General features: G+C 33.6%; 16 protein-coding genes. 5 read left to right on the forward strand and 11 right to left on the reverse strand.

Going from position 1 to position 19,463, the window contains the following annotated elements; genetic code table 11:
- Positions 1–11 precede the first annotated feature (11 nt).
- Positions 12–365 (forward strand): heavy-metal-associated domain-containing protein, encoded by a 354-nt coding sequence (locus TD18_RS03265; protein WP_040248390.1) that lies wholly within the window; start codon positions 12–14, stop codon positions 363–365.
- A 156-nt stretch (positions 366–521) separates the two neighbouring features.
- Here TD18_RS03265 and TD18_RS03270 read toward each other — a convergent pair whose 3' ends face one another.
- From TD18_RS03270 to miaB, 11 genes are all read right to left on the reverse strand, one after another.
- Positions 522–2,936, reverse strand: a complete 2,415-nt coding sequence (locus TD18_RS03270) for a hypothetical protein (RefSeq protein WP_040248392.1) — start codon at positions 2,934–2,936, stop codon at positions 522–524.
- A gap of 52 nt (positions 2,937–2,988) precedes the next feature.
- On the reverse strand, positions 2,989–5,454 hold the full coding sequence (locus TD18_RS03275; RefSeq protein ID WP_152611305.1) for a hypothetical protein: 2,466 nt from the start codon (positions 5,452–5,454) through the stop codon (positions 2,989–2,991).
- Positions 5,455–5,588: 134 nt separating this feature from the next.
- Positions 5,589–7,223, reverse strand: a complete 1,635-nt coding sequence (gene groL / locus TD18_RS03280) for a chaperonin GroEL (RefSeq protein WP_040248396.1) — start codon at positions 7,221–7,223, stop codon at positions 5,589–5,591.
- A 94-nt stretch (positions 7,224–7,317) separates the two neighbouring features.
- Positions 7,318–7,593: a co-chaperone GroES gene (groES, locus tag TD18_RS03285; protein ID WP_040248398.1), complete on the reverse strand. Its 276-nt coding sequence runs from the start codon at positions 7,591–7,593 to the stop codon at positions 7,318–7,320.
- Positions 7,594–7,765: 172 nt separating this feature from the next.
- Entirely contained in the window at positions 7,766–8,122 is a 357-nt protein-coding gene (gene secG / locus TD18_RS03290; protein ID WP_040248400.1) for a preprotein translocase subunit SecG, read from the reverse strand.
- Positions 8,122–9,078: a hypothetical protein gene (locus TD18_RS03295; protein ID WP_040248402.1), complete on the reverse strand. Its 957-nt coding sequence runs from the start codon at positions 9,076–9,078 to the stop codon at positions 8,122–8,124. The genes secG and TD18_RS03295 overlap by 1 nt, the downstream gene beginning before the upstream one ends.
- Positions 9,079–9,227: 149 nt before the next feature.
- On the reverse strand, positions 9,228–9,734 hold the full coding sequence (locus TD18_RS03300) for an LptE family protein (protein WP_040248404.1): 507 nt from the start codon (positions 9,732–9,734) through the stop codon (positions 9,228–9,230).
- Positions 9,734–9,931 (reverse strand): hypothetical protein, encoded by a 198-nt coding sequence (locus TD18_RS17095; RefSeq protein ID WP_152611306.1) that lies wholly within the window; start codon positions 9,929–9,931, stop codon positions 9,734–9,736. The genes TD18_RS03300 and TD18_RS17095 overlap by 1 nt, the downstream gene beginning before the upstream one ends.
- Positions 9,932–9,940: 9 nt before the next feature.
- Positions 9,941–11,209 carry a sigma-54 interaction domain-containing protein gene (locus tag TD18_RS03305; RefSeq protein ID WP_040248406.1) on the reverse strand — a complete coding sequence of 423 codons (1,269 nt, stop codon included), beginning with the start codon at positions 11,207–11,209 and terminating at the stop codon, positions 9,941–9,943.
- 5 nt (positions 11,210–11,214) lie between these two features.
- Positions 11,215–12,654, reverse strand: a complete 1,440-nt coding sequence (locus tag TD18_RS03310) for a hypothetical protein (RefSeq protein WP_040248408.1) — start codon at positions 12,652–12,654, stop codon at positions 11,215–11,217.
- Positions 12,655–12,665: 11 nt separating this feature from the next.
- Complete coding sequence (gene miaB, locus TD18_RS03315; RefSeq protein ID WP_040248410.1) at positions 12,666–14,111, reverse strand: tRNA (N6-isopentenyl adenosine(37)-C2)-methylthiotransferase MiaB; 1,446 nt, start codon at positions 14,109–14,111, stop codon at positions 12,666–12,668.
- A gap of 169 nt (positions 14,112–14,280) precedes the next feature.
- Here miaB and TD18_RS03320 point away from each other — a divergent pair, with 169 nt between their 5' ends.
- The 4 genes from TD18_RS03320 (at position 14,281) to TD18_RS03335 (ending at position 19,373) form a co-directional block, all read left to right on the forward strand.
- The gene (locus tag TD18_RS03320) at positions 14,281–15,045 is read left to right on the forward strand and encodes a hypothetical protein (RefSeq protein WP_040248412.1); all 765 of its coding nucleotides are present in this window, start codon (positions 14,281–14,283) and stop codon (positions 15,043–15,045) included.
- A 95-nt stretch (positions 15,046–15,140) separates the two neighbouring features.
- On the forward strand, positions 15,141–15,530 hold the full coding sequence (locus tag TD18_RS03325) for a hypothetical protein (protein ID WP_040248413.1): 390 nt from the start codon (positions 15,141–15,143) through the stop codon (positions 15,528–15,530).
- Positions 15,531–15,696: 166 nt separating this feature from the next.
- Positions 15,697–18,201 (forward strand): type I DNA topoisomerase, encoded by a 2,505-nt coding sequence (gene topA / locus TD18_RS03330; protein ID WP_040248414.1) that lies wholly within the window; start codon positions 15,697–15,699, stop codon positions 18,199–18,201.
- 5 nt (positions 18,202–18,206) lie between these two features.
- Entirely contained in the window at positions 18,207–19,373 is a 1,167-nt protein-coding gene (locus TD18_RS03335; RefSeq protein WP_040248415.1) for a formimidoylglutamase, read from the forward strand.
- Positions 19,374–19,463 lie beyond the last annotated feature (90 nt).

Genomic DNA, 19,463 nt, shown 5'->3' on the forward strand with positions numbered 1-19,463 from the left:
AAATTTAAATTATGAAAAGAATATTGATTGTATTAAGTCTAATGATTACAACTATAACTTTTGCTCAAAATAAAAATGCAAAAGTATCTTTAGAAGTCGATGGTGTGTGTTTAATGTGTAAAGAGCGCATTGAAAAAGCAGCCATTAGAACCAAAGGTGTTAAGTCTGCCATTTGGAATGTTGAAACGCATGAATTAAAACTTATTTATGATGAGCGTAAAACAAATCTAGATGCCATAAAGCAAAGTATAGTTGCTGTTGGTCATGATACTAAAGATTTAAAGGCTACTGATGAAGCTTATAATTCGGTTCATCCATGTTGTAAATATCGTGATGAAGAAGTTCAAAAGGATCATCAAAACTAATGCCCTTTCAACATAACAATTAAGCTGTCACAGCTTTTAATGCCACGTTCAGTGGCATTATTTTTTATTATAAGTGAACCTGTAATGCTTTGTAGAATGCTCTTAAAAAGTTGTTTGTTTTTAAAACCAAACTCACCTCTTTTCATCACAACCGAATTAATTTGTGGTGAAAGATTTGATTTCTGAAATTAACTCTCCTGTTTTAGTAAACCCCTGAATGATTAAGACCATGTCATTGAGTCCAAGATCTTTAATTTTATAGCTAAACATGCCTATGTCGTTCGTGGTAATATCAGCCTTCCAGTCGAGGCAGGCGTATTTACTTAAAACGTCGTCTGATTTGAAATAATAAGCAGGTATGTAAAACTTTTTTTCAATTGAAAATCCGTCATTTATAACAACATCTCCATAATCTCTTAACTTCATTTTCTCCAGAGATTGGCTTCCGTTTTTTCTATACACTCTTATAACTCCAGCTCCAGCTGCTGCACCATATCCAAGACCACTCGTATTTATATAGATTTCGTCAATATCTTCAAAAGTCATATTAAATAAAATGTCGTAATTATTACCAAGATTTATGTTGTCAATGATTAAAATGGGCTCGTTGCTTCCTAAAAATGTAACGGGATTTCTGTTCTTAATTTTTGTAAATCCTGTTCCAGCAAGATCTTCAACTACAAATCCGTTTGCATTAATTAGATCAGAAATATTAAAATAGGTTCGTTCAATGGTTGAATCAATTTTTATACCGTTACTGTATTTATTTGCGATATATGATTTTTCATGTTTTAGAGGCTTCTCGATAGTTTTTTGCTTGGTGTAAGACAAGTTTACAGTATCCAGTTTTTCAATGTTATAGGCTTTAAAGGCAGTTCTCAAACTTGACTCTTTAGATCGTCTTTCGACAGACATTCGTTGCCTTGGAAATGGATGTGTCAAGTTGCGTTTGCCATTTATAGTTTTTACGACTGGATTGACCTTAGGGATAACTTTATCATTTTCATACAACGAAAAATTAAGCACAGCTTTGTCTTTTATAAAATAGTTGTCAAAAGTGAATCTATTCGTATTCGTATCTATGATGGCATATTCATTAACGCCGTTCGTCATAGAAAACATATGAGTTCTGTTTATTTTATTTTTCTTGGCATCGCGATTAAATGTACCTTCAATTTTGAGACCTACTTCAAAATCGTAAGTAACTGGAATTCCACCTTTACTTATATTTTTCCATTCATATTTGCTCCATCCTTGTGTAAGTAAAACTAAATCTAAATCGTATTTTTTTAATCGATCTACTTTATTAAAATAATAGCTGGCATTTTGAATTTGACCGTTTACATAAGGCTGAATCAAAAAGGAAGAAATGATATTGGCTTTAGTGGCATTGGTAATATTTGAATTAGCTAAAACACTTACACTTAATCGCGATAGCGGACTCGAATTATTCTTGGTTTTGATTTTTAAATTGACAGCAATAGAATCGCCTACTTTTTTGATATTTGAATTAACCGATGCCAAGTTTAGATTGTTGTAATTGAAAATAAGGCGTTCTAAAATTGGATTTAAATTATCATCAAATAAGGATATAGTATTTACACCAGGAACCAAATTAGCAGATTCTACTGGAATGGTATTTTCAGTTTTAAGTTGATTAAGATCAAGGTTGACGACTGAAATTTTAGAATTCTGATTGATGACAAGATAATAGGTTTTATTTTGACTTAGTTCAAGTGTTTTGTTATTGGTTTTAAGGTTTATAAATGTATACTTCTCATTGGTGTAATTATCAATTGTGATGTTAAATCCAGTCGATTTAGATGTTGGTAGATTCACCTTTTCATTGTTGTTGTCAATTGAATAAATGGCATAATATGTTTTGGTTTCTTCATAGGTAAGATTGAATTTACCAAGACCAAATTCATTAGTTTCAAAAGCTGAAATCTCTGTGTCACTAGAGTCGAATATAGAACCCTTTATTTTTAAGCCTTCTCCTGACTGATGTGTGAGTTTTACGCCAATAGTATTACTTGTGTTTGCTATGACATTACCACCTTCAGGTAAAAATTGAATATCATGAATGATAGATGTTTCAGGGTCCTCAAATTGTTTTACATCTTCTTTATAAGGGTTTACGACATTAATTGGAAGCGATACAAAAGATTCATCTTCTGGAAAATTATTCATCCAGTTGGTATATGCTCGAAGGTAATAACTGCCTGGTTGCACATTTACGCCTAAATCTATAGAGCCACTAACAACACCATTTTGAGCAAAAAAAAGTTTTTTTTCAAGTTCTACGCCTTCATCGTTATACAGGGCCACAAAAATGTTTGTCGAATTTACTGAAGGTTTATTGGTGTCTTTATTGTATACATAGGCTTTAAACCAAACCGTTTCTTCGAGAATGAAAACCGTTTTATTAAGATGTAAGTAGATATTCTCTCGCTCTAAACTGTAGTAGGCTGCATACGTAGTTTGTAGTTGATTGTTTTTATCAACTTGAGCCTGAGTTGTATGGAATAATAAACCTAACAAAACAAGCAAAAGATAATGCAGTCCTTTCATAATTTAGCGATGTTGAATGCCCTCAATTTAAGAATAATAATCGACCTTGATATTAATTAGCGCTGCTTTTCTTAATAGAAAGTTCTTTAATTTCAGAAATTAATTTACCATTTATTGAAAACCCTTCAATAATTAATAAAAGATTTTCTGTTCCGGTATTTTTAATCTTAAACTCAACATTGCCATTTTTGTCAGAAATCAATTCAGGTTGCCAGTCGATAGCTCCATAGGAATTAAAAAGACTCGATGATTTGTCGTAAAAAAGAGGAGAATAAAATTCTTTTTGATCAGCAAATCCACCACTTACTAATAATGAGTTTGCATATCTGGCGAGGCTATTATCTGACAAAATCCCTAAATTGTTTTTGAGATATATTCTAATCACACCTGCACCACCTTGCGAACCATAACCTAAGCCACTTTTGTTAAAATAAATTTCGTCAATTTCATTGGTGCGCATACTGGTTAAGATTTCATAGTTTCTACCAAAGTTGATACCATCTACAATGAGTAGAGGCGAGTTACTGGCAAGTATAGAAACAGGTTGTCTGTTAAAAATTGTAATACGTCCAACGTCATTTCTAGCAGTAAATCCGTTAGCATTAATAAGATCTACAACATAATGAAACTGTCTTTCAATATCTGGAATTACTTTCACTCCTCTACTGTAAGCGTTGCCTATATACTTTAAAGGATTCTCTCGTTGTTTTTCCTTCACACCAGTTTTAGCATAAAGATTGATAGTATCTAATACTTCGCCTTCAAACTCAATATTAGTGTACTTAATAATATTGTCTATTGGTTTATAGGCAATTTCACAGGTGCTAGGAGTTTTAAAAATTTGATTTAAGGATGATCTGTCCTTGTTTATTGGTCTAGCATAAAGTTTTGGTTGCGTGATTTTCTCGCCATCTTTAAAAACACTAAAGTGAACTTTTGTGGAATCTTCAATGAAGTAATTTTCGAAACTAAAGGTTTTATCCTGACCGATAGTTCGTGTTTCATTGATGTTATTTACCATCGAAAACATTTGAATTTCATACTTCGATTTAGGGTCTAAGGTTTCGTTTAAGGTGCCTTTAATCGTAACGCCTTTATCAAAAGGAATGCTCAATGCTTGAGTCCCTTTTTTAATATTATCCCAGTTGTATTTACTCCAGCCTTGTGTAAGCAAAGCAAGATCAAGATGAAAGGATTTAATTCTGTTCATATCTTCAAAGTAGAAGTCTACATTTTCAAGATTGCCATTGATATATGGATCAATTAAAAGTGTGCTTATGATATTTCGTTTACTATTAAAAGTTTCAGTTTGTTCAGGTAATACAGAAACACTAAGGTTTGAAGAATATGCAGCTCTATTTTCATCTTTCAAATTGATTTGAACAGAGATAGAATCTTTAGTTATTGATTTTGCGGTAAGATTAGATTTTATAAAATCACCTTCTCTGTAATTAAATATCATACGCTCTACCAGTGGTTGTAGCTGATCGTTAAATAATGTAATGGTATTTACACCAACAGGTAATGATTTATTATCAACAGATATGATGTTATTCAATTCGAGATCATCGATTTCCAGATTAACAATAGAGCTTTTGTTATTCTGATGTATCACCATGTAATATGTTTTTCCAGCCTCTTTAACTAAAGTATTTGTATTTGTTTTTAAGGCGATATAGGTTAGGTCTTTAGTGGTGTAATTCTTAGTTGCTATTGTAAACCCTGTAGGGCGACTTATAGGTAAATCAGTTTCATGCTCTTTTCCATTAATGGTATATTGAGCTGAGTATGTTTCACCTGTTGACATTAATAAGTCAAACTTGCCGATTCCAAACTCATTACTTTTAAAGGATTTTATAAATTCATTTTTAGAGTTTACAACATTGCCTTCAATCATAATGCCTTTTCCTTCACAATTAACAATTTTATAACCAATGCTATTAGTAACATCAGAAATGCAGTGACCCCCTTCTGGTAAAAATTGTAAATCGAATAAAGATGTTCTGTTTTGGGTAACTCTATTACTTTCAGAATTAGGATTGATAATTTGAATAGGCTCTGAAGTGAAGGATTCGTCTTCAATGAAATTTTTCATCCAATTGGTGTGAGCTTTAAAGAAATAAAATCCGGAAGCTAAGTTTTTGGTGACCTTGAAATGTCCTGAAAATGTTCCGTTTTCAGCATAATACAAGTTCGTTTTTACGCTATTTCCAGTTGCATCATAGAGCGTTACGTATATGTTTGATGTTGTGATGAAAGGAATATTGCCTTTTTTATCATAAATATAACCTTTGAACCAAATGGATTCATTCAAAAGAAAGGTTTGCTTATTTAAGTGAAGGTAAATCGTTTCACGTTCAGCATTAAAATAAGAGCTATAGCTATTCTCTATTTTGTTTTCTTTGGTTTGAGAAGAAGAATTAAAACTTATAAATACTAAGCATAAAAGTAATGAGGTCGTTGTATTTGACAATCGATTAAGAATTAAGCTAAATAAAAAGGTATAGAAGTGCTTCATAGTATTAATAATTAATAGATTATGCGAATTAAAAGTGTGCAACTTTTCCTATAAATATAGCCAAAAAAAGAGCCTTTAAGATATTTAAAGGCTCTTTTTAGTTTTAAATTAACATCTCAATGATGGAGAAGATGTTACATCATGCCTGGCATTCCGCCTCCCATTGGTGGCATGCCACCAGCTGGTGAATCTTCTTTAATATCAACTAAAGCACATTCTGTTGTAAGAATCATTCCTGCAACAGACGCTGCATTTTCTAATGCAATACGCGTTACTTTTTTAGGATCGATGATTCCAGCTTTTAGCATGTCGACATAAGTTTCAGTTTTAGCATCAAAACCAAAATCTTTTTTACCTTCTAAAACTTTATTTATAACTACAGATCCTTCTCCACCTGCATTAGAAACAATAGTTCTTAAAGGTGCTTCGATAGCTCTTGCTACAATTTGGATACCAGTGACTTCATCAAGGTTTTCTGTAGTAATTTTTTCTAAAACTGATTTAGCTCTCACTAAAGCAACACCACCTCCAGCAACAATGCCTTCTTCAACAGCAGCTCTAGTGGCATGTAATGCATCATCAACACGATCTTTCTTTTCTTTCATTTCAACTTCAGAAGCTGCACCAACATATAACACAGCAACACCACCAGCAAGTTTTGCTAAACGCTCTTGAAGTTTTTCCTTATCGTAATCACTTGTAGTCGATTCAATTTGCGCTTTGATCTGGTTAACTCTTGCTTTGATATCTGAAGACTTTCCAGAGCCATTTACGATTGTTGTATTATCTTTATCAATCATAATTGATTCAGCAGTACCTAGCATGCTTAAATCGGCGTTTTCAAGAGAAAACCCTCTTTCTTCTGAAATTACAGTTCCACCAGTTAAAATAGCGATGTCTTCAAGCATGGCTTTACGTCGATCTCCAAATCCTGGTGCTTTTACAGCTGCAATTTTCAATCCGCCACGTAATTTGTTAACTACTAAAGTTGCTAAGGCTTGACCTTCTACATCTTCAGCAATAATAAGTAACGGACGACCAGATTGTGCTACAGGTTCAAGGATAGGAAGAATTTCCTGTAAGTTTGAAATCTTTTTATCAAATAATAAAATGTACGGATTTTCTAAATCGGCAACCATTTTATCAGAATCTGTTACGAAGTAAGGCGATAAATAACCTCTGTCAAATTGCATACCTTCAACAACGTCGACATAAGTTTCCATGCCTTTAGCTTCTTCGACAGTAATAACACCTTCCTTACCAACTTTACTAAACGCTTTGGCTATTAACTCACCAATAGCATCATCATTGTTAGCTGAAATAGAAGCGACTTGTTTAATCATTTCAGAAGAGCTTCCAACTTTTTTAGATTGTTTGTCTAGGTCTTTAACAATAGCTTCTACGGCCTTGTCAATACCACGTTTTAAATCCATTGGATTAGCGCCAGCAGCCACATTTTTCAAGCCTTCTTTCACGATCGCCTGAGCTAAAACAGTTGCGGTAGTTGTTCCGTCACCTGCTAAATCGTTAGTTTTAGAAGCAACTTCTTTTACCATTTGTGCTCCCATATTTTCAAGCTCATTTTCAAGCTCAATTTCCTTTGCAACTGTTACACCATCCTTGGTAACTTGAGGTGCTCCAAATGATCTGCTGATAATTACGTTACGACCTTTAGGTCCTAATGTTACTTTTACTGCATTAGCTAATGCATCTACACCACGTTTCAATCCGTCACGTGCTTCAATATCAAATTTTATATCTTTTGCCATTTTTTGTAATTTTTTTATTCCTGCCAAAGCAGAAATTTATTTGTTTTAACTGAGTTTAATTGGATTCCGCATCAAGTGCGGAATGACAAAACGTTTATACGATTGCCAAAATATCACTTTCACGCATGATGAGGTAATCTTTGCCTTCTAACTTTAATTCTGTTCCTGCATACTTTCCGTAAAGCACAGTATCACCAGATTTAACTGTCATAGGTTCATCTTTTGTGCCTTTACCAACAGCGACAACTTTTCCTTGTTGTGGTTTTTCTTTAGCGTTGTCTGGAATAATGATTCCTGAAGCTGTTTTAGTTTCAGCCTCTACAGGTTCAATAAGAACTCTGTCTGCTAATGGTTTAATGTTTAAGCTCATTGTTATGTAAGTTTTTAATTAAAAAATTTATTGTTAACGCTTAAGCGTTATGCTAAAAATGTGCCACCTATTTTTTAACTGACAAACTTTCAGACTGGTCTGTCTAAAATGGATAGGAATAAAAAATGCCAACTAAAAAGCTGGCATTTTTATTATTTTATGTTCTGAATACTTATCCTCCAATAGAATCTGCTGGTGTTGCAGTATCATTTGCCGAAGTATCTGGAGTTGTCGCTGGAATTGAATTCTCGGTTGCTTCTCCGTTGATTACTTTTGAATCTTGAGATCCTCCTGCACCAGGAATAGCAAAGTTAGATGCTAAAATTAATGCTAACAATAAAGTTGCTAAAGCCCAAGTACTCTTGTCTAAGAAGTCGGTTGTTTTTTTAACACCACCTAATTGTTGAGTGCCACCTCCACCAAAAGAAGATGATAATCCGCCACCTTTTGGGTTTTGTACCATAACAACAACGATTAGTAAAAATGCTACCAACACGATAAGGATTAAAAATATAGTAAACGTATTCATTAGTTCTGTGTATTATTTTCTTGTAATTGTTTGACTGCTTTAATTTGGTCTGCAAAGAAACCACTTTTTTCTGGATATTTCAAACTTAAAATTTTATAAGATTGAATTGCCTTTTCATAATTTTTTTGTTCGAGATAAATTCTCGCTAAAGTCTCTGTCATCAAGCCATCGTGCTTCACTGAGTCTTCAGATTTTAATTCTATTTTAGGAATATCTTTAGATGGAATAATTTTAGGATTACTCTCTAAAAACTTATCAATAAGCTCAAATTTTTTGCTAATTGCATTTTCTGCCTCATCACTAGTTTCTTCATTTTGTTCTTCTGAAGTTTCACTTGCTTCCTCTCGTTTAATGGGTTTAAAACTTGTGATTTTAAGCCATTCTGAAAAGGAATGTGTTTCAGATTTATCAAAATTTAATGGTTTCCCAATTTGCAACGTTTCTTCAGGAGTTTCCTCAATATGTTTAGCATCAATATCTAAAATGACCTGTTCAGGAGCTGAATTTTGAAGTGATAAAAAGTTAGCAACGTCTTCAATTCTGACTTTTTCTTCAAATAAATCGGGATCTAAAACGCCTTCAGTATTTTTTATATGTTCTTTTAACGCATCATCAATGGTCACACTCTTGTCTATAGAAATATCATCAGCTTCATTAACAACAATGGCTCTAAGATGTTCGGAATTTTGCTTTATAATTTGCGAAATTTCATTTTGATTAAAGGCTTCAGAAGTGATATAGTCAAACAAGATGCTTCGGTCTGTTGTGTAAGCAGCTGTTGTTTTCAGTTCTTGATTGTACTTGTAGCTGTCTTTGTTTTTAAGCCCTTTAAGATACAAGGCTCTTGCTGATTGCGCATAGGGAAATTCAGAAATCAATGTTTGCAATTGCTGAGTTTGGTCAGCAGTGATGTTCTGCGGATTTTGAAGTATGTATGTGAAATCGGTTGGGTTCAATGTAAAGTTGTAAAGTTGTAAAGTTTTTGCTTATAAGATGTAAAATTACAATTTTTCTAAACATCTAAACATCTAAACATCTAAACATCTAAACATCTAAACATCTAAACATCTAAACATCTAAACATCTAAACATCTAAACATCTAAATCACCATTTGGCTAAAGTAGCATTAAAAATATCTTGGGTGATGCGTTCAAATATTTCTTCAAGTGCAGTGTCTTTTTGTGCTCCGATTAATTGCGAACTTGCAGGATAATCATAGAAAAAAGAAAAGCGTTGCTCAAATTCTTCATCTGGTTCATTTTTATCGTAAAATCGAACATTAACACTTATGGTAAGTCTGTTTTGCGCAGCAGTACTGTTGGCTTGAGCTGTCGTAGGAGAGATTCGGTATTCTGTAATTTCACCTTCGTACACTAAATCACCACCAGAATTTACGATACTCAAATTGGTTTGATTTAAAATTAAATCCTGCAAAGCTAATGTGAAATCTCTGTCTAAACCAGGTTCTATTAGATTGGAAGCATTTTGAAAATAATTCACCTGAAAGGTTTCAATATTATCGGCTATTGAAGTTCCTGTAAATGAATATGGACCACATCCAAAAAAGAATATTGGCAAGCAAAGTATGATGAGTTTTTTTATTGATTTCATTAATACGTATTTGGTTTTTTCATGGTAATAAATGCATAAATATAACCTGCATTATCAGCGATATCAAAATCTACATTTATTAATCTGTAACCTTGATAATGCTTATCGTTAATTAAATCTTCAGCTTCTTGTCTGATAGCTTCAGAGCTATTTCTTGCAAACGACTTACGTATCATAAATATTTCGACAGCCTTCATAAATTTATCTTAAAGATCATACTGTTTTATTTTCCTATAAAGCGTACGTTCACTAATGCCTAGTTCGGCTGCTGCCAATTTGCGTTTTCCATTGTGACGTTCAAGAGATTTTTTGATGAGTTCTAATTCTTTATCATGTAAAGATAGGGTTTCTTCTTCTTCAATCTCTTCAGCAAAATGATATTTATCTTGTGAGGTGTCTTCAGTAGTTTCAACAAAGGCATCTTGCTTTTCAGTAATTGGCAATACTTCTAAATCTTCAAAATCATTGTCGTATGCTTCTTCTTTCTTTCCACCATATATTTTCTGAATTAAATGCTCATTGTCTTTTTGAACCTCATTAGCATTACCACTTTTCATGAGTTCCATAGTAAGTTTTTTAAGGTCGTTCAAATCACTTTTCATATCGAAGAGTACCTTGTATAGAATCTCACGCTCGTTACTGAAATCACTTTCAGCTTTGGAGTTGCTTATAACGGCTGGTAAATTGGCTGAAGCATTTGGTAAATAACCTCTTAAGGTTGCAGCAGTAATGGTTCGGTTTTGTTCAAGTACAGAGATTTGTTCGGCAACATTTCGTAACTGTCTGATATTTCCATTCCATCTAAACTTTAATAAAATATCAACAGCATCATCATTTAGCTTTATGGTTGGCATTTTGTATTTCAGAGCAAAATCACTTGCGAATTTTCTGAATAGCAAATGAATGTCTTCCTGACGTTCTCTAAGTGGTGGAATATTAATTTCGACAGTACTTAATCTGTAGTATAAATCTTCACGAAATTTTTCTTTTTTAATCGCTTCAAACATATTGACGTTTGTTGCTGCCACGATACGAACATTGGTTTTCTGGACTTTACTTGATCCAACTTTTATAAATTCTCCATTTTCTAAAACACGTAATAAACGCACTTGAGTTGTTAATGGTAATTCGCCAACTTCATCTAAAAAGATGGTACCTCCATCTGCAACTTCAAAATACCCAGATCGGGTTTGGGTTGCTCCTGTAAACGCACCTTTTTCGTGTCCGAATAGTTCACTATCAATGGTTCCTTCAGGAATGGCACCACAGTTTACAGCAATATATTTACCGTGTTTACGATGTGATAATTGGTGGATGATTTTTGGAATACTCTCTTTTCCAACACCACTTTCACCTGTTACCAATACTGAAATATCAGTAGGCGATACTTGAATCGCTTTTTCAATGGCACGATTCAGTTTTTCGTTGTTTCCAATAATTCCGAAACGTTGTTTTATAGCTTGTATACTTTCCATATTTGTTATTCGTAGTGTACTTCGTAATTAATTGTATTAAAATCGGCAGTATATATACTAGTTGGTAAACTATTAGATTGAAGATTATGAACTCCATAACCAAATGTGTGACTTAATGTTCCAGCATCTGTCTCATCATTAAAGGAATTATACGCCAGAAAGTCTGTGCTCAAGCAACCAATGGTTGGAAAAAAAGTTCTACTGTATAAGTTTACATTACTAAAATGAATAGGCGATAAAATAATGTTCATTCGTATGTTTTGATATGCCTCATAGAATGGATTGACGACGTTGCCTATATCGTGATTATAACCATATTGTCTAGATCCAATATAAGTCCCATTTCCAAATGATAAATCATAGAATTCGCCTGAATCAAAATCGTAGCCACGTCTTATGATTTGAGAAGACAATAAGTTTGAAAAATTAGCGTCATATTGATAAATTTCTAAATCATTTCTAGTTCCATTAGATAAAAATTGTTCTCTTGAAATTAGTTTATTTTGGTTGTTAAAGGTGAACTTCTGAGAAAATAGTCCAGGGAGTTCAGTTCCGTCATAAGTGTAAATGATATTTCCATCATGTATTACTTGTATCGTATATATATTGCTGCCTTGAGTTCTTGTAATTTGTGAAATTTGGTTGTTAGTGTAAGTATAAGAAAAAGTAACATCTTCACTACTATAGCCATAAATAAACGCAGAGATTAGTCTGTTTTGACTATCATATTCAAAATCAGTTAAAACTGAACCGTCAGCACTTTCGATCTTGTCGTACAGCATGCCATTAATGAACGTATGTTTTTGATTATAGTTGTTTTTGGTTCCTAAATAGATTTCTTTTAAAATATTTCCGGCACCATCAAAATCTGTTGGATCAAGAGGGTCGGTACCATCATTAATTTCTCTTTCATTTGTTCTGCTATCGTTGTCACAGTCGGATTCTAACCATGAGTTTGAAGGTTGTAAGTCTTGATTTCCAATTAAAAAATCACAGCTATCAAATACATCAGTACCATCTTCCAACTCTTGTCCGTTAGAAAAGGGATCACTGTCACAATTACTCGCCAGCCATTCATCACTAGGAGGTAAAATTTGTTGTTCAAGATTAACACTACAGCCAGAGATTGGGCTCGTACCATTATTGCTAACGCTACCATTTCCATCTGGATCTAATTCGTTCCAATTAGTTACTCCATCACCATCACAATCTAGGTTTTTCCAATTGTTTGAAACAGATGGATAATACTGACTACCAAGATTAAAACTGCAAGGATCATTAGGATTTGTGTTATCAACTACTTCCTGTTGATTTGTTACACCGTCACCATCTAAATCGTTGGGATCGACTTGTTCTGTTTCAGCTTCAGAAGTATTTTCATCACTTGCACAGCCAAATGCTAATGGTAAAAATACAAGGCAAAAAAAGTAAATCAGTGTTTTCATAATTATAAGATTTAATTATCTTTTGAATATCCTGTAGCTTTACCTATCAGTGTTGCACTTGTACAATCATGAACATCTACATAAACTAAATCACCAACTTTATAATGTGCCTTAGGGAAAACTGCGACAATGTTTTGTGACGTTCTTCCAGACCATTGGTCATTAGATTTTTTTGATTCACGTTCAATTAGAACTTCAACAGTGGTGTTGAGATATTCTTTGGTTTTAATTTCACTGTGTTCACGTTGCAGCTGAACAATTTCAGCCAGACGTCGTTTTTTTACTTCTTCAGGAACATCGTCATCCATTTTGCGTTCTGCCATCGTTCCAGGTCGTTCAGAATACGTAAACATATAACCAAAATTATATTTTACATATGCCATTAAGCTCAGTGTGTCCTGATGATCCTGTTCTGTTTCCGTTGGAAAGCCAGCAATTAAATCCTGACTAATAGAACATTCAGGAAGAATTCGTCTTATATTATCAATGAGTTCAAAATATTCTTCTCTAGTGTGTAAACGATTCATTTCTTTCAAAATACGATTACTTCCACTTTGAACAGGTAAATGAATGTGTTTGCAGATATTATCAAATTTCGCCATGGTTTCCACAACATCAAGTGTTAGATCCTGAGGATTGCTAGTTGAAAACCGAATTCGCATTTTTGGTTGTGTTTTTGCGCATAATTCTAATAATTGCGCAAAATTAACCGCAGTCGCTTTTTGTAAGTCGCTCGCTTTTGAAAAATCTTTCTTAAGTCCGCCTCCATACCACAAATAACTATCGACATTCTGACCTAAAAGTGTAATTTCTTTGAAGCCTTTATTCCATAAGTCATTAACTTCTTCTATAATACTTTGTGGATCACGACTGCGCTCGCGACCTCTTGTAAATGGAACCACACAAAATGTACACATGTTATCACAGCCACGAGTTATCGATACAAAAGCCGTTACACCATTGCTGTTTAGACGTACAGGAGAGATGTCACCATAGGTTTCTTCTTTTGAAAGGATAACATTAATAGCATCTCGACCTTCATCAACTTCGGCTAAGAGGTTAGGTAAATCTTTGTAGGCATCAGGACCAACAACTAAATCGACGATTTTTTCTTCTTCTAAAAATTTTGTTTTTAGACGTTCAGCCATACAGCCAAGAACGCCAACTTTCATTTTAGGATTAATACGTTTTACAGCATTATATTTTTCTAATCGTTTTCTAACGGTCTGCTCAGCTTTATCTCTAATTGAACAGGTATTTACCAGTACCAAATCGGCATCTTCAAGGTTTTGTGTAGTATTGAAACCTTGTTCAGACAAAATAGAAGCCACTATTTCACTATCGCTAAAATTCATGGCGCATCCATAACTTTCTATAAAAAGCTTACGATTATTCCCTTGTTTAGCTTCCAGAATTAGAGATTCTCCTTGTTTGCTTTCGTCTATTGTTTTTTCCATAGCTAAGTATTGGCTTGTGCCTACAACAATTATAATTACAGTGTTGAGTCAATAAGCATGCAAAGATACACTATTTTTAAAAATTATGACAAAGTGTCAGCGTCGAATTTCCTTTGAAACGAGTCTTTAATTCATTTACTTTGGAAACTAAATCAATATAAAAGCAGACATGTTACTAGCTGAAATTCAACATAAAATTCAACATGCAAACCATTTAGATTTCGGTCAGATATTTAGTGAAAGCATTGAGTTATTTAAAAAAGTTTGGATTCAGGGTTTAATAACCGTTTTATTAAGCCTCGGATTTTCGATACCATTTACATTTACGATTACCATTCCAATGTCTTTTTTGGGAATCTTAAGTGAGAATCATCCAAGTATGGCTAATAATATTGTGCCTTTAATTCTCCTGATTGTTGTGTTGGTGAGTTTTGTTTTGGTGGTAGGATTGACGATAGTTCTTTTAGGTTTAAAGGCTGCCTTTTATAGAATCATATTTCAGTATGATTTGGATATGAAGGTAAAGGAAGACTATTTTTATTTTTTGAAACGACCTTATCTCAGTAAAACCATAGCCTTGTCTTTTTCTTATTTAGGCATTATATTGCTGGCAACCTTATTGTGTTATTTTCCAGTCATCTATGTTATGGTTCCCATGAATTTTCTATTTGTGATTTATGCTTTTAATCCTGAATTGACAGTTTCTAATTTGGTAAAAGTGAGTTTTGAATTGGGAAATAAAAAATGGTTTATCACATTTGGATTAACATTGGTAGCCGGAATTTTGGCGCAAACGATAGGATTTATGATGTGCTTTGTTGGGATATTTGCTACAGCTTCATTTGTAAGTATACCTTTATATGTAATTTATAAGCAAGTGATTGGATTCGATACTTCGGAAATTGTTAAATTTGATAATAATAAAAACCTATAACGCAACCTTTTAATGCTTAAAGTATCTAATAATAAATTAAGGTTATGAAATTAGTTAAAACTCTTTTTGTTTGTATGTGTTGTTCATTGTTACTAATGAATACGCAATGTGATGAAGACGACGATTTTCAGGTGAGTAGTTGTGGTCAACCAGTAATTATTGATAACGCATTTTTTGAAACTGCAGAATCCAGTGATTATGTCTTAGTAGATTCTAGTATAACTAACGATTGCCTAACTGTTGAAATTTCAGCCAGTGGATGTGATGGTGAATCATGGAGTATGGTTTTGGTTGATTCAGGGAATGTTGCAGAGTCATCACCAGAACAACGCTATTTGAAATTTGTTTTTACAAATAATGAAGCCTGTCTGGCTGTATTTAGTCAAGTTCGTGAATTTAACCTGTCGACATTACGCGTGGATGGTAGTACTGAAGTTGTTTTAAATATTGAAGGATTTCCTGAGCCACTTCTCTATAGTTATTGATGCTACGAATCCTTAAAAAAATGTAAAACCATAAATTTTAATATGTTTTCGTTACATATTATATAGATAAACACACGCTTTTTTAAGATAAAATACAATTGAAATTTTTAAAAATTAGGATGATAAATTTTTTTTCACATACATTTGTAGCCTGAAAAAATCAAATATGCCGAAGAATTTAGTCATTGTAGAGTCACCAGCAAAAGCCAAAACCATAGAGAAATTTCTTGGAAAAGATTTTAAAGTAGAATCTAGTTTTGGTCATATAGCAGACTTACCTTCAAAAGAATTAGGAGTCGATGTAGAAGGAGATTTTAAACCAAAATATCAAGTTTCAAAAGATAAAAAAGACGTTGTTAAAAAACTGAAGGATCTCGCTAAAAAAGCAGAAATGGTTTGGTTAGCAAGTGATGAGGATCGAGAGGGAGAGGCTATTGCTTGGCACTTAGCTGAAACTTTAGGTCTTGATAAATCTAAAACGAAGCGTATCGTTTTTCACGAAATAACGAAGTCGGCAATTCAAAAAGCAATTGAAAATCCAAGAGGTATCGATTATGATTTAGTAGACGCGCAGCAGGCGAGACGTGTACTGGATCGTATCGTTGGATATGAATTGTCTCCTATATTATGGCGAAAAGTAAAAGGCGGATTGTCTGCAGGTCGTGTACAATCAGTTTCTGTGCGATTAATTGTTGAAAGAGAGCGTGAAATTAATGATTTCACACCGGAAGCGTCTTATCGAATTGATGCTGAGTTTTCGAATGAAGACGGACAAACATTTAAGGCGAAGCTTCCGAAGAATTTTTCATCAAAAAAAGAAGCTTATGCATTTTTAGAATCTAATGCAAACGCCAATTTTAAAGTTGCTGATCTTCAAAAGAAACCAGCCAAAAAATCACCGGCAGCACCATTTACAACCTCTACATTGCAACAGGAAGCTTCAAGAAAGTTGGGGTTTTCAGTAAGTAGAACCATGCAAAATGCACAGCGTTTATATGAAGCCGGTTTGATCACTTATATGAGAACAGATAGCGTTAATTTATCTGTTGAAGCTCAAAAAGGAGCCAAAGCTGAAATTGAAGATGCTTATGGTTCAAAATTTAGTAAATCAAGACAATATAAAGGCAAATCTAAAGGCGCTCAAGAAGCTCACGAAGCGATTCGACCTACAGATTTTTCAAAACATACAGTAAATGTCGAAAGAGATCAGGCACGTTTGTACGATCTAATCTGGAAACGCGCTATTGCTTCTCAAATGAGTGATGCTGAATTGGAACGTACCAATGTTAAAATTGAGGCCTCAACGCATGAAGAAATTTTTACTGCCAATGGAGAAGTGATCACTTTTGAAGGCTTTTTAAAAGTGTATTTAGAAGGTACTGATGATGAAGATACTGAGCAGGAAGGTATGTTACCAGCCATGAAGGTAAACGAAACTTTGTTGAATAGTTACATCACAGCTACCGAACGTTTTTCGCGTCCACCATACAGATATACTGAAGCATCATTGGTAAAACAATTAGAAGAACTTGGTATTGGTCGTCCGTCTACGTATGCACCAACAATTTCAACGATTCAAAATAGGAATTATGTGGAAAAGGGTTCTAATGAAGGTGTTGAAAGAGATTATACGCAATTAACACTTCAAAGTGGCCAAATCAAAGATAATTTACTTACTGAAAAAGTAAACAGCGATAAAGGTAAATTAGTTCCTACAGATATTGGGATGATCGTTACCGATTTTCTTGTAAACCATTTCGGAGGCATTTTAGATTATAACTTTACGGCAAAAGTTGAAGCTGATTTTGATGAAATTGCTGAAGGTAAAGAAGACTGGACGAAAATGATGAAAGATTTCTACAAAGACTTTCATCCAAAAGTAGAAGATGTAGCTGAAAATGCCGATCGTGAGTCTGGCGAACGAATTCTTGGTAAAGATCCCAAAACAGGAAAGCAGGTTAGTGTGCGTTTAGGGAAATTCGGACCAATGGTTCAAATTGGAACTGTTGATGATGAGGAAAAACCTCAATTTGCAAGCCTATCTCCAGACCAGCAATTAACAACCATTACTTATGAAGAAGCAATGGAATTGTTTAAATTGCCAAAACAATTAGGAACCTATGAAGGAGAAGTCATTGAAGTTAATAACGGTCGTTTTGGACCTTATGTAAAGTTTGGTAAAAAATTCGTGTCGCTTCCAGCTGGTACAAATCCAACTGATGTTGAAATGGATCAGGCTATTGAACTCATTAAAGAAAAACAAAAAGCTGATGCACCTATATATATGTATCAGGATTTACCAGTTCAAAAAGGTAAGGGACGTTTTGGTCCATTTATTAAATGGAACAACATGTTTATTAATGTAAACAAAAAATACGATTGGGATCATTTATCAGATGATGATATTATTGAATTGATTGAAGATAAAATCCAAAAGGAAAAAGATAAATTAATCCATCACTGGGAAGATGAAGGTATTCGTGTTGAAAAAGCTCGTTGGGGAAGACACAATATTATTAAAGGTAAAATAAAAGTAGAGCTTCCAAAAACTGTTGATGTTTCTGAGATGACTTTAGAAGAAGCAAAAGCTTATATCGAAAAGAAAACACCTAAGAAAAAAACAGCTACCAAAAAGAAAACGGCTAAAAAGAAAACCACTACAAAAAAGTAATCTAAATGAATTTTAATTTTTTGGCACCAGTTACAGATGCAGTCTTAGCTCACAACGAACTATTATCTGAGCAAGCTCTTGGCAAAAAAATTAAGATCCATTCCTCTCAACAAGGCATTCCCGATTTAGATGGTGTTGAACTGGCTATCATAGGTGTTAAGGAAAATCGTAATGATGTCAACTATATGGGAGAAGAATTAAGCTTCGATACCATTCGAACATCATTATATTCACTTTTTCCAGGAAACTGGCATACTTCTGTAGCAGATTTAGGAGATATTCCTGCAGGTGCAACAATTGAAGATACTTATTATGCAGTGCGTACAATCATTTCAGTTTTAATTGAAAAAAGAATCATACCTATAATTATAGGAGGAAGCCAGGATTTAACCTATGCTAATTATCGCGCTTACGATACAATGGCTCCAATGGTTAATATTGTTAATGTGGATAGTAATTTCGATTTAGGAGATGCTTCCGTTGAAATGAAGAATAATAGCTTTCTTGGGAAAATCATTTTAGAACAACCTTATAATTTATTCAATTACTCAGCCATTGGCTATCAAACGTATTTCAATTCGCAAGAAGAAATAGATTTGATGGACAAGCTTTACTTTGAAGCTTATCGACTTGGTGAGGTTACGCACAATATTCATATGGTCGAGCCTGTGATGCGTGATGCTCATATTGTAACAATAGATTTGAAATCGGTTCGCGCAGCTGAAGTTGGTGCAAAACAAAAATATTCGCCTAACGGATTTAACGGAAAAGAAATCTGTGCTATTTCTCGTTATGCAGGAATAAGTAACAAGGTCTCGTCATTTGGTGTTTATGAATTTAAGATCACAAACGAGTTAGATGCAACGCCAATGCTTATATCACAAATGATATGGTATTTTATTGAAGGTGTGAATTGCAGGATAAATGATGATGATTTTGAAGACGATTCTAATTATCAAAAATACAATGTGCTCATCGAAGATGAAGAGCTCATATTTTTAAAAAGTGTCAAAACAGGTCGTTGGTGGATAGAAATTCCTTTTTTACCAAACGTTAATAATAAATTAAAAAAGCATACGTTATTACCTTGCACGCACGAAGATTACGTTGAAGCTAGTCAGGGTAAAATACCAGAAAGATGGTATAAAGCGTATAAAAAGAACAGTTTTTAGTATATTTAGCTCATAAAAGATTAACGTTTTTTTAATCGATGAAATGTTAATTTAATAGGATGAAATGCAAAAAAACTATAAAAAAAATTG

This window comes from Psychroserpens mesophilus, from assembly GCF_000826645.1.
GTDB classification, from domain to species: domain Bacteria; phylum Bacteroidota; class Bacteroidia; order Flavobacteriales; family Flavobacteriaceae; genus Psychroserpens; species Psychroserpens mesophilus.

Coding starts and splice junctions, on each gene's coding strand:
- TD18_RS03265 (WP_040248390.1), top strand. CDS start 12: ATGAAAAGAATATTGATTGTATTAAGTCTAATGATTACAACTATAACT.
- TD18_RS03270 (WP_040248392.1), bottom strand. CDS start 2,936: ATGAAAGGACTGCATTATCTTTTGCTTGTTTTGTTAGGTTTATTATTC.
- TD18_RS03275 (WP_152611305.1), bottom strand. CDS start 5,454: ATGAAGCACTTCTATACCTTTTTATTTAGCTTAATTCTTAATCGATTG.
- groL (WP_040248396.1), bottom strand. CDS start 7,223: ATGGCAAAAGATATAAAATTTGATATTGAAGCACGTGACGGATTGAAA.
- groES (WP_040248398.1), bottom strand. CDS start 7,593: ATGAGCTTAAACATTAAACCATTAGCAGACAGAGTTCTTATTGAACCT.
- secG (WP_040248400.1), bottom strand. CDS start 8,122: ATGAATACGTTTACTATATTTTTAATCCTTATCGTGTTGGTAGCATTT.
- TD18_RS03300 (WP_040248404.1), bottom strand. CDS start 9,734: ATGAAATCAATAAAAAAACTCATCATACTTTGCTTGCCAATATTCTTT.
- TD18_RS17095 (WP_152611306.1), bottom strand. CDS start 9,931: ATGAAGGCTGTCGAAATATTTATGATACGTAAGTCGTTTGCAAGAAAT.
- TD18_RS03305 (WP_040248406.1), bottom strand. CDS start 11,209: ATGGAAAGTATACAAGCTATAAAACAACGTTTCGGAATTATTGGAAAC.
- TD18_RS03310 (WP_040248408.1), bottom strand. CDS start 12,654: ATGAAAACACTGATTTACTTTTTTTGCCTTGTATTTTTACCATTAGCA.
- miaB (WP_040248410.1), bottom strand. CDS start 14,111: ATGGAAAAAACAATAGACGAAAGCAAACAAGGAGAATCTCTAATTCTG.
- TD18_RS03320 (WP_040248412.1), top strand. CDS start 14,281: ATGTTACTAGCTGAAATTCAACATAAAATTCAACATGCAAACCATTTA.
- TD18_RS03325 (WP_040248413.1), top strand. CDS start 15,141: ATGAATACGCAATGTGATGAAGACGACGATTTTCAGGTGAGTAGTTGT.
- topA (WP_040248414.1), top strand. CDS start 15,697: ATGCCGAAGAATTTAGTCATTGTAGAGTCACCAGCAAAAGCCAAAACC.
- TD18_RS03335 (WP_040248415.1), top strand. CDS start 18,207: ATGAATTTTAATTTTTTGGCACCAGTTACAGATGCAGTCTTAGCTCAC.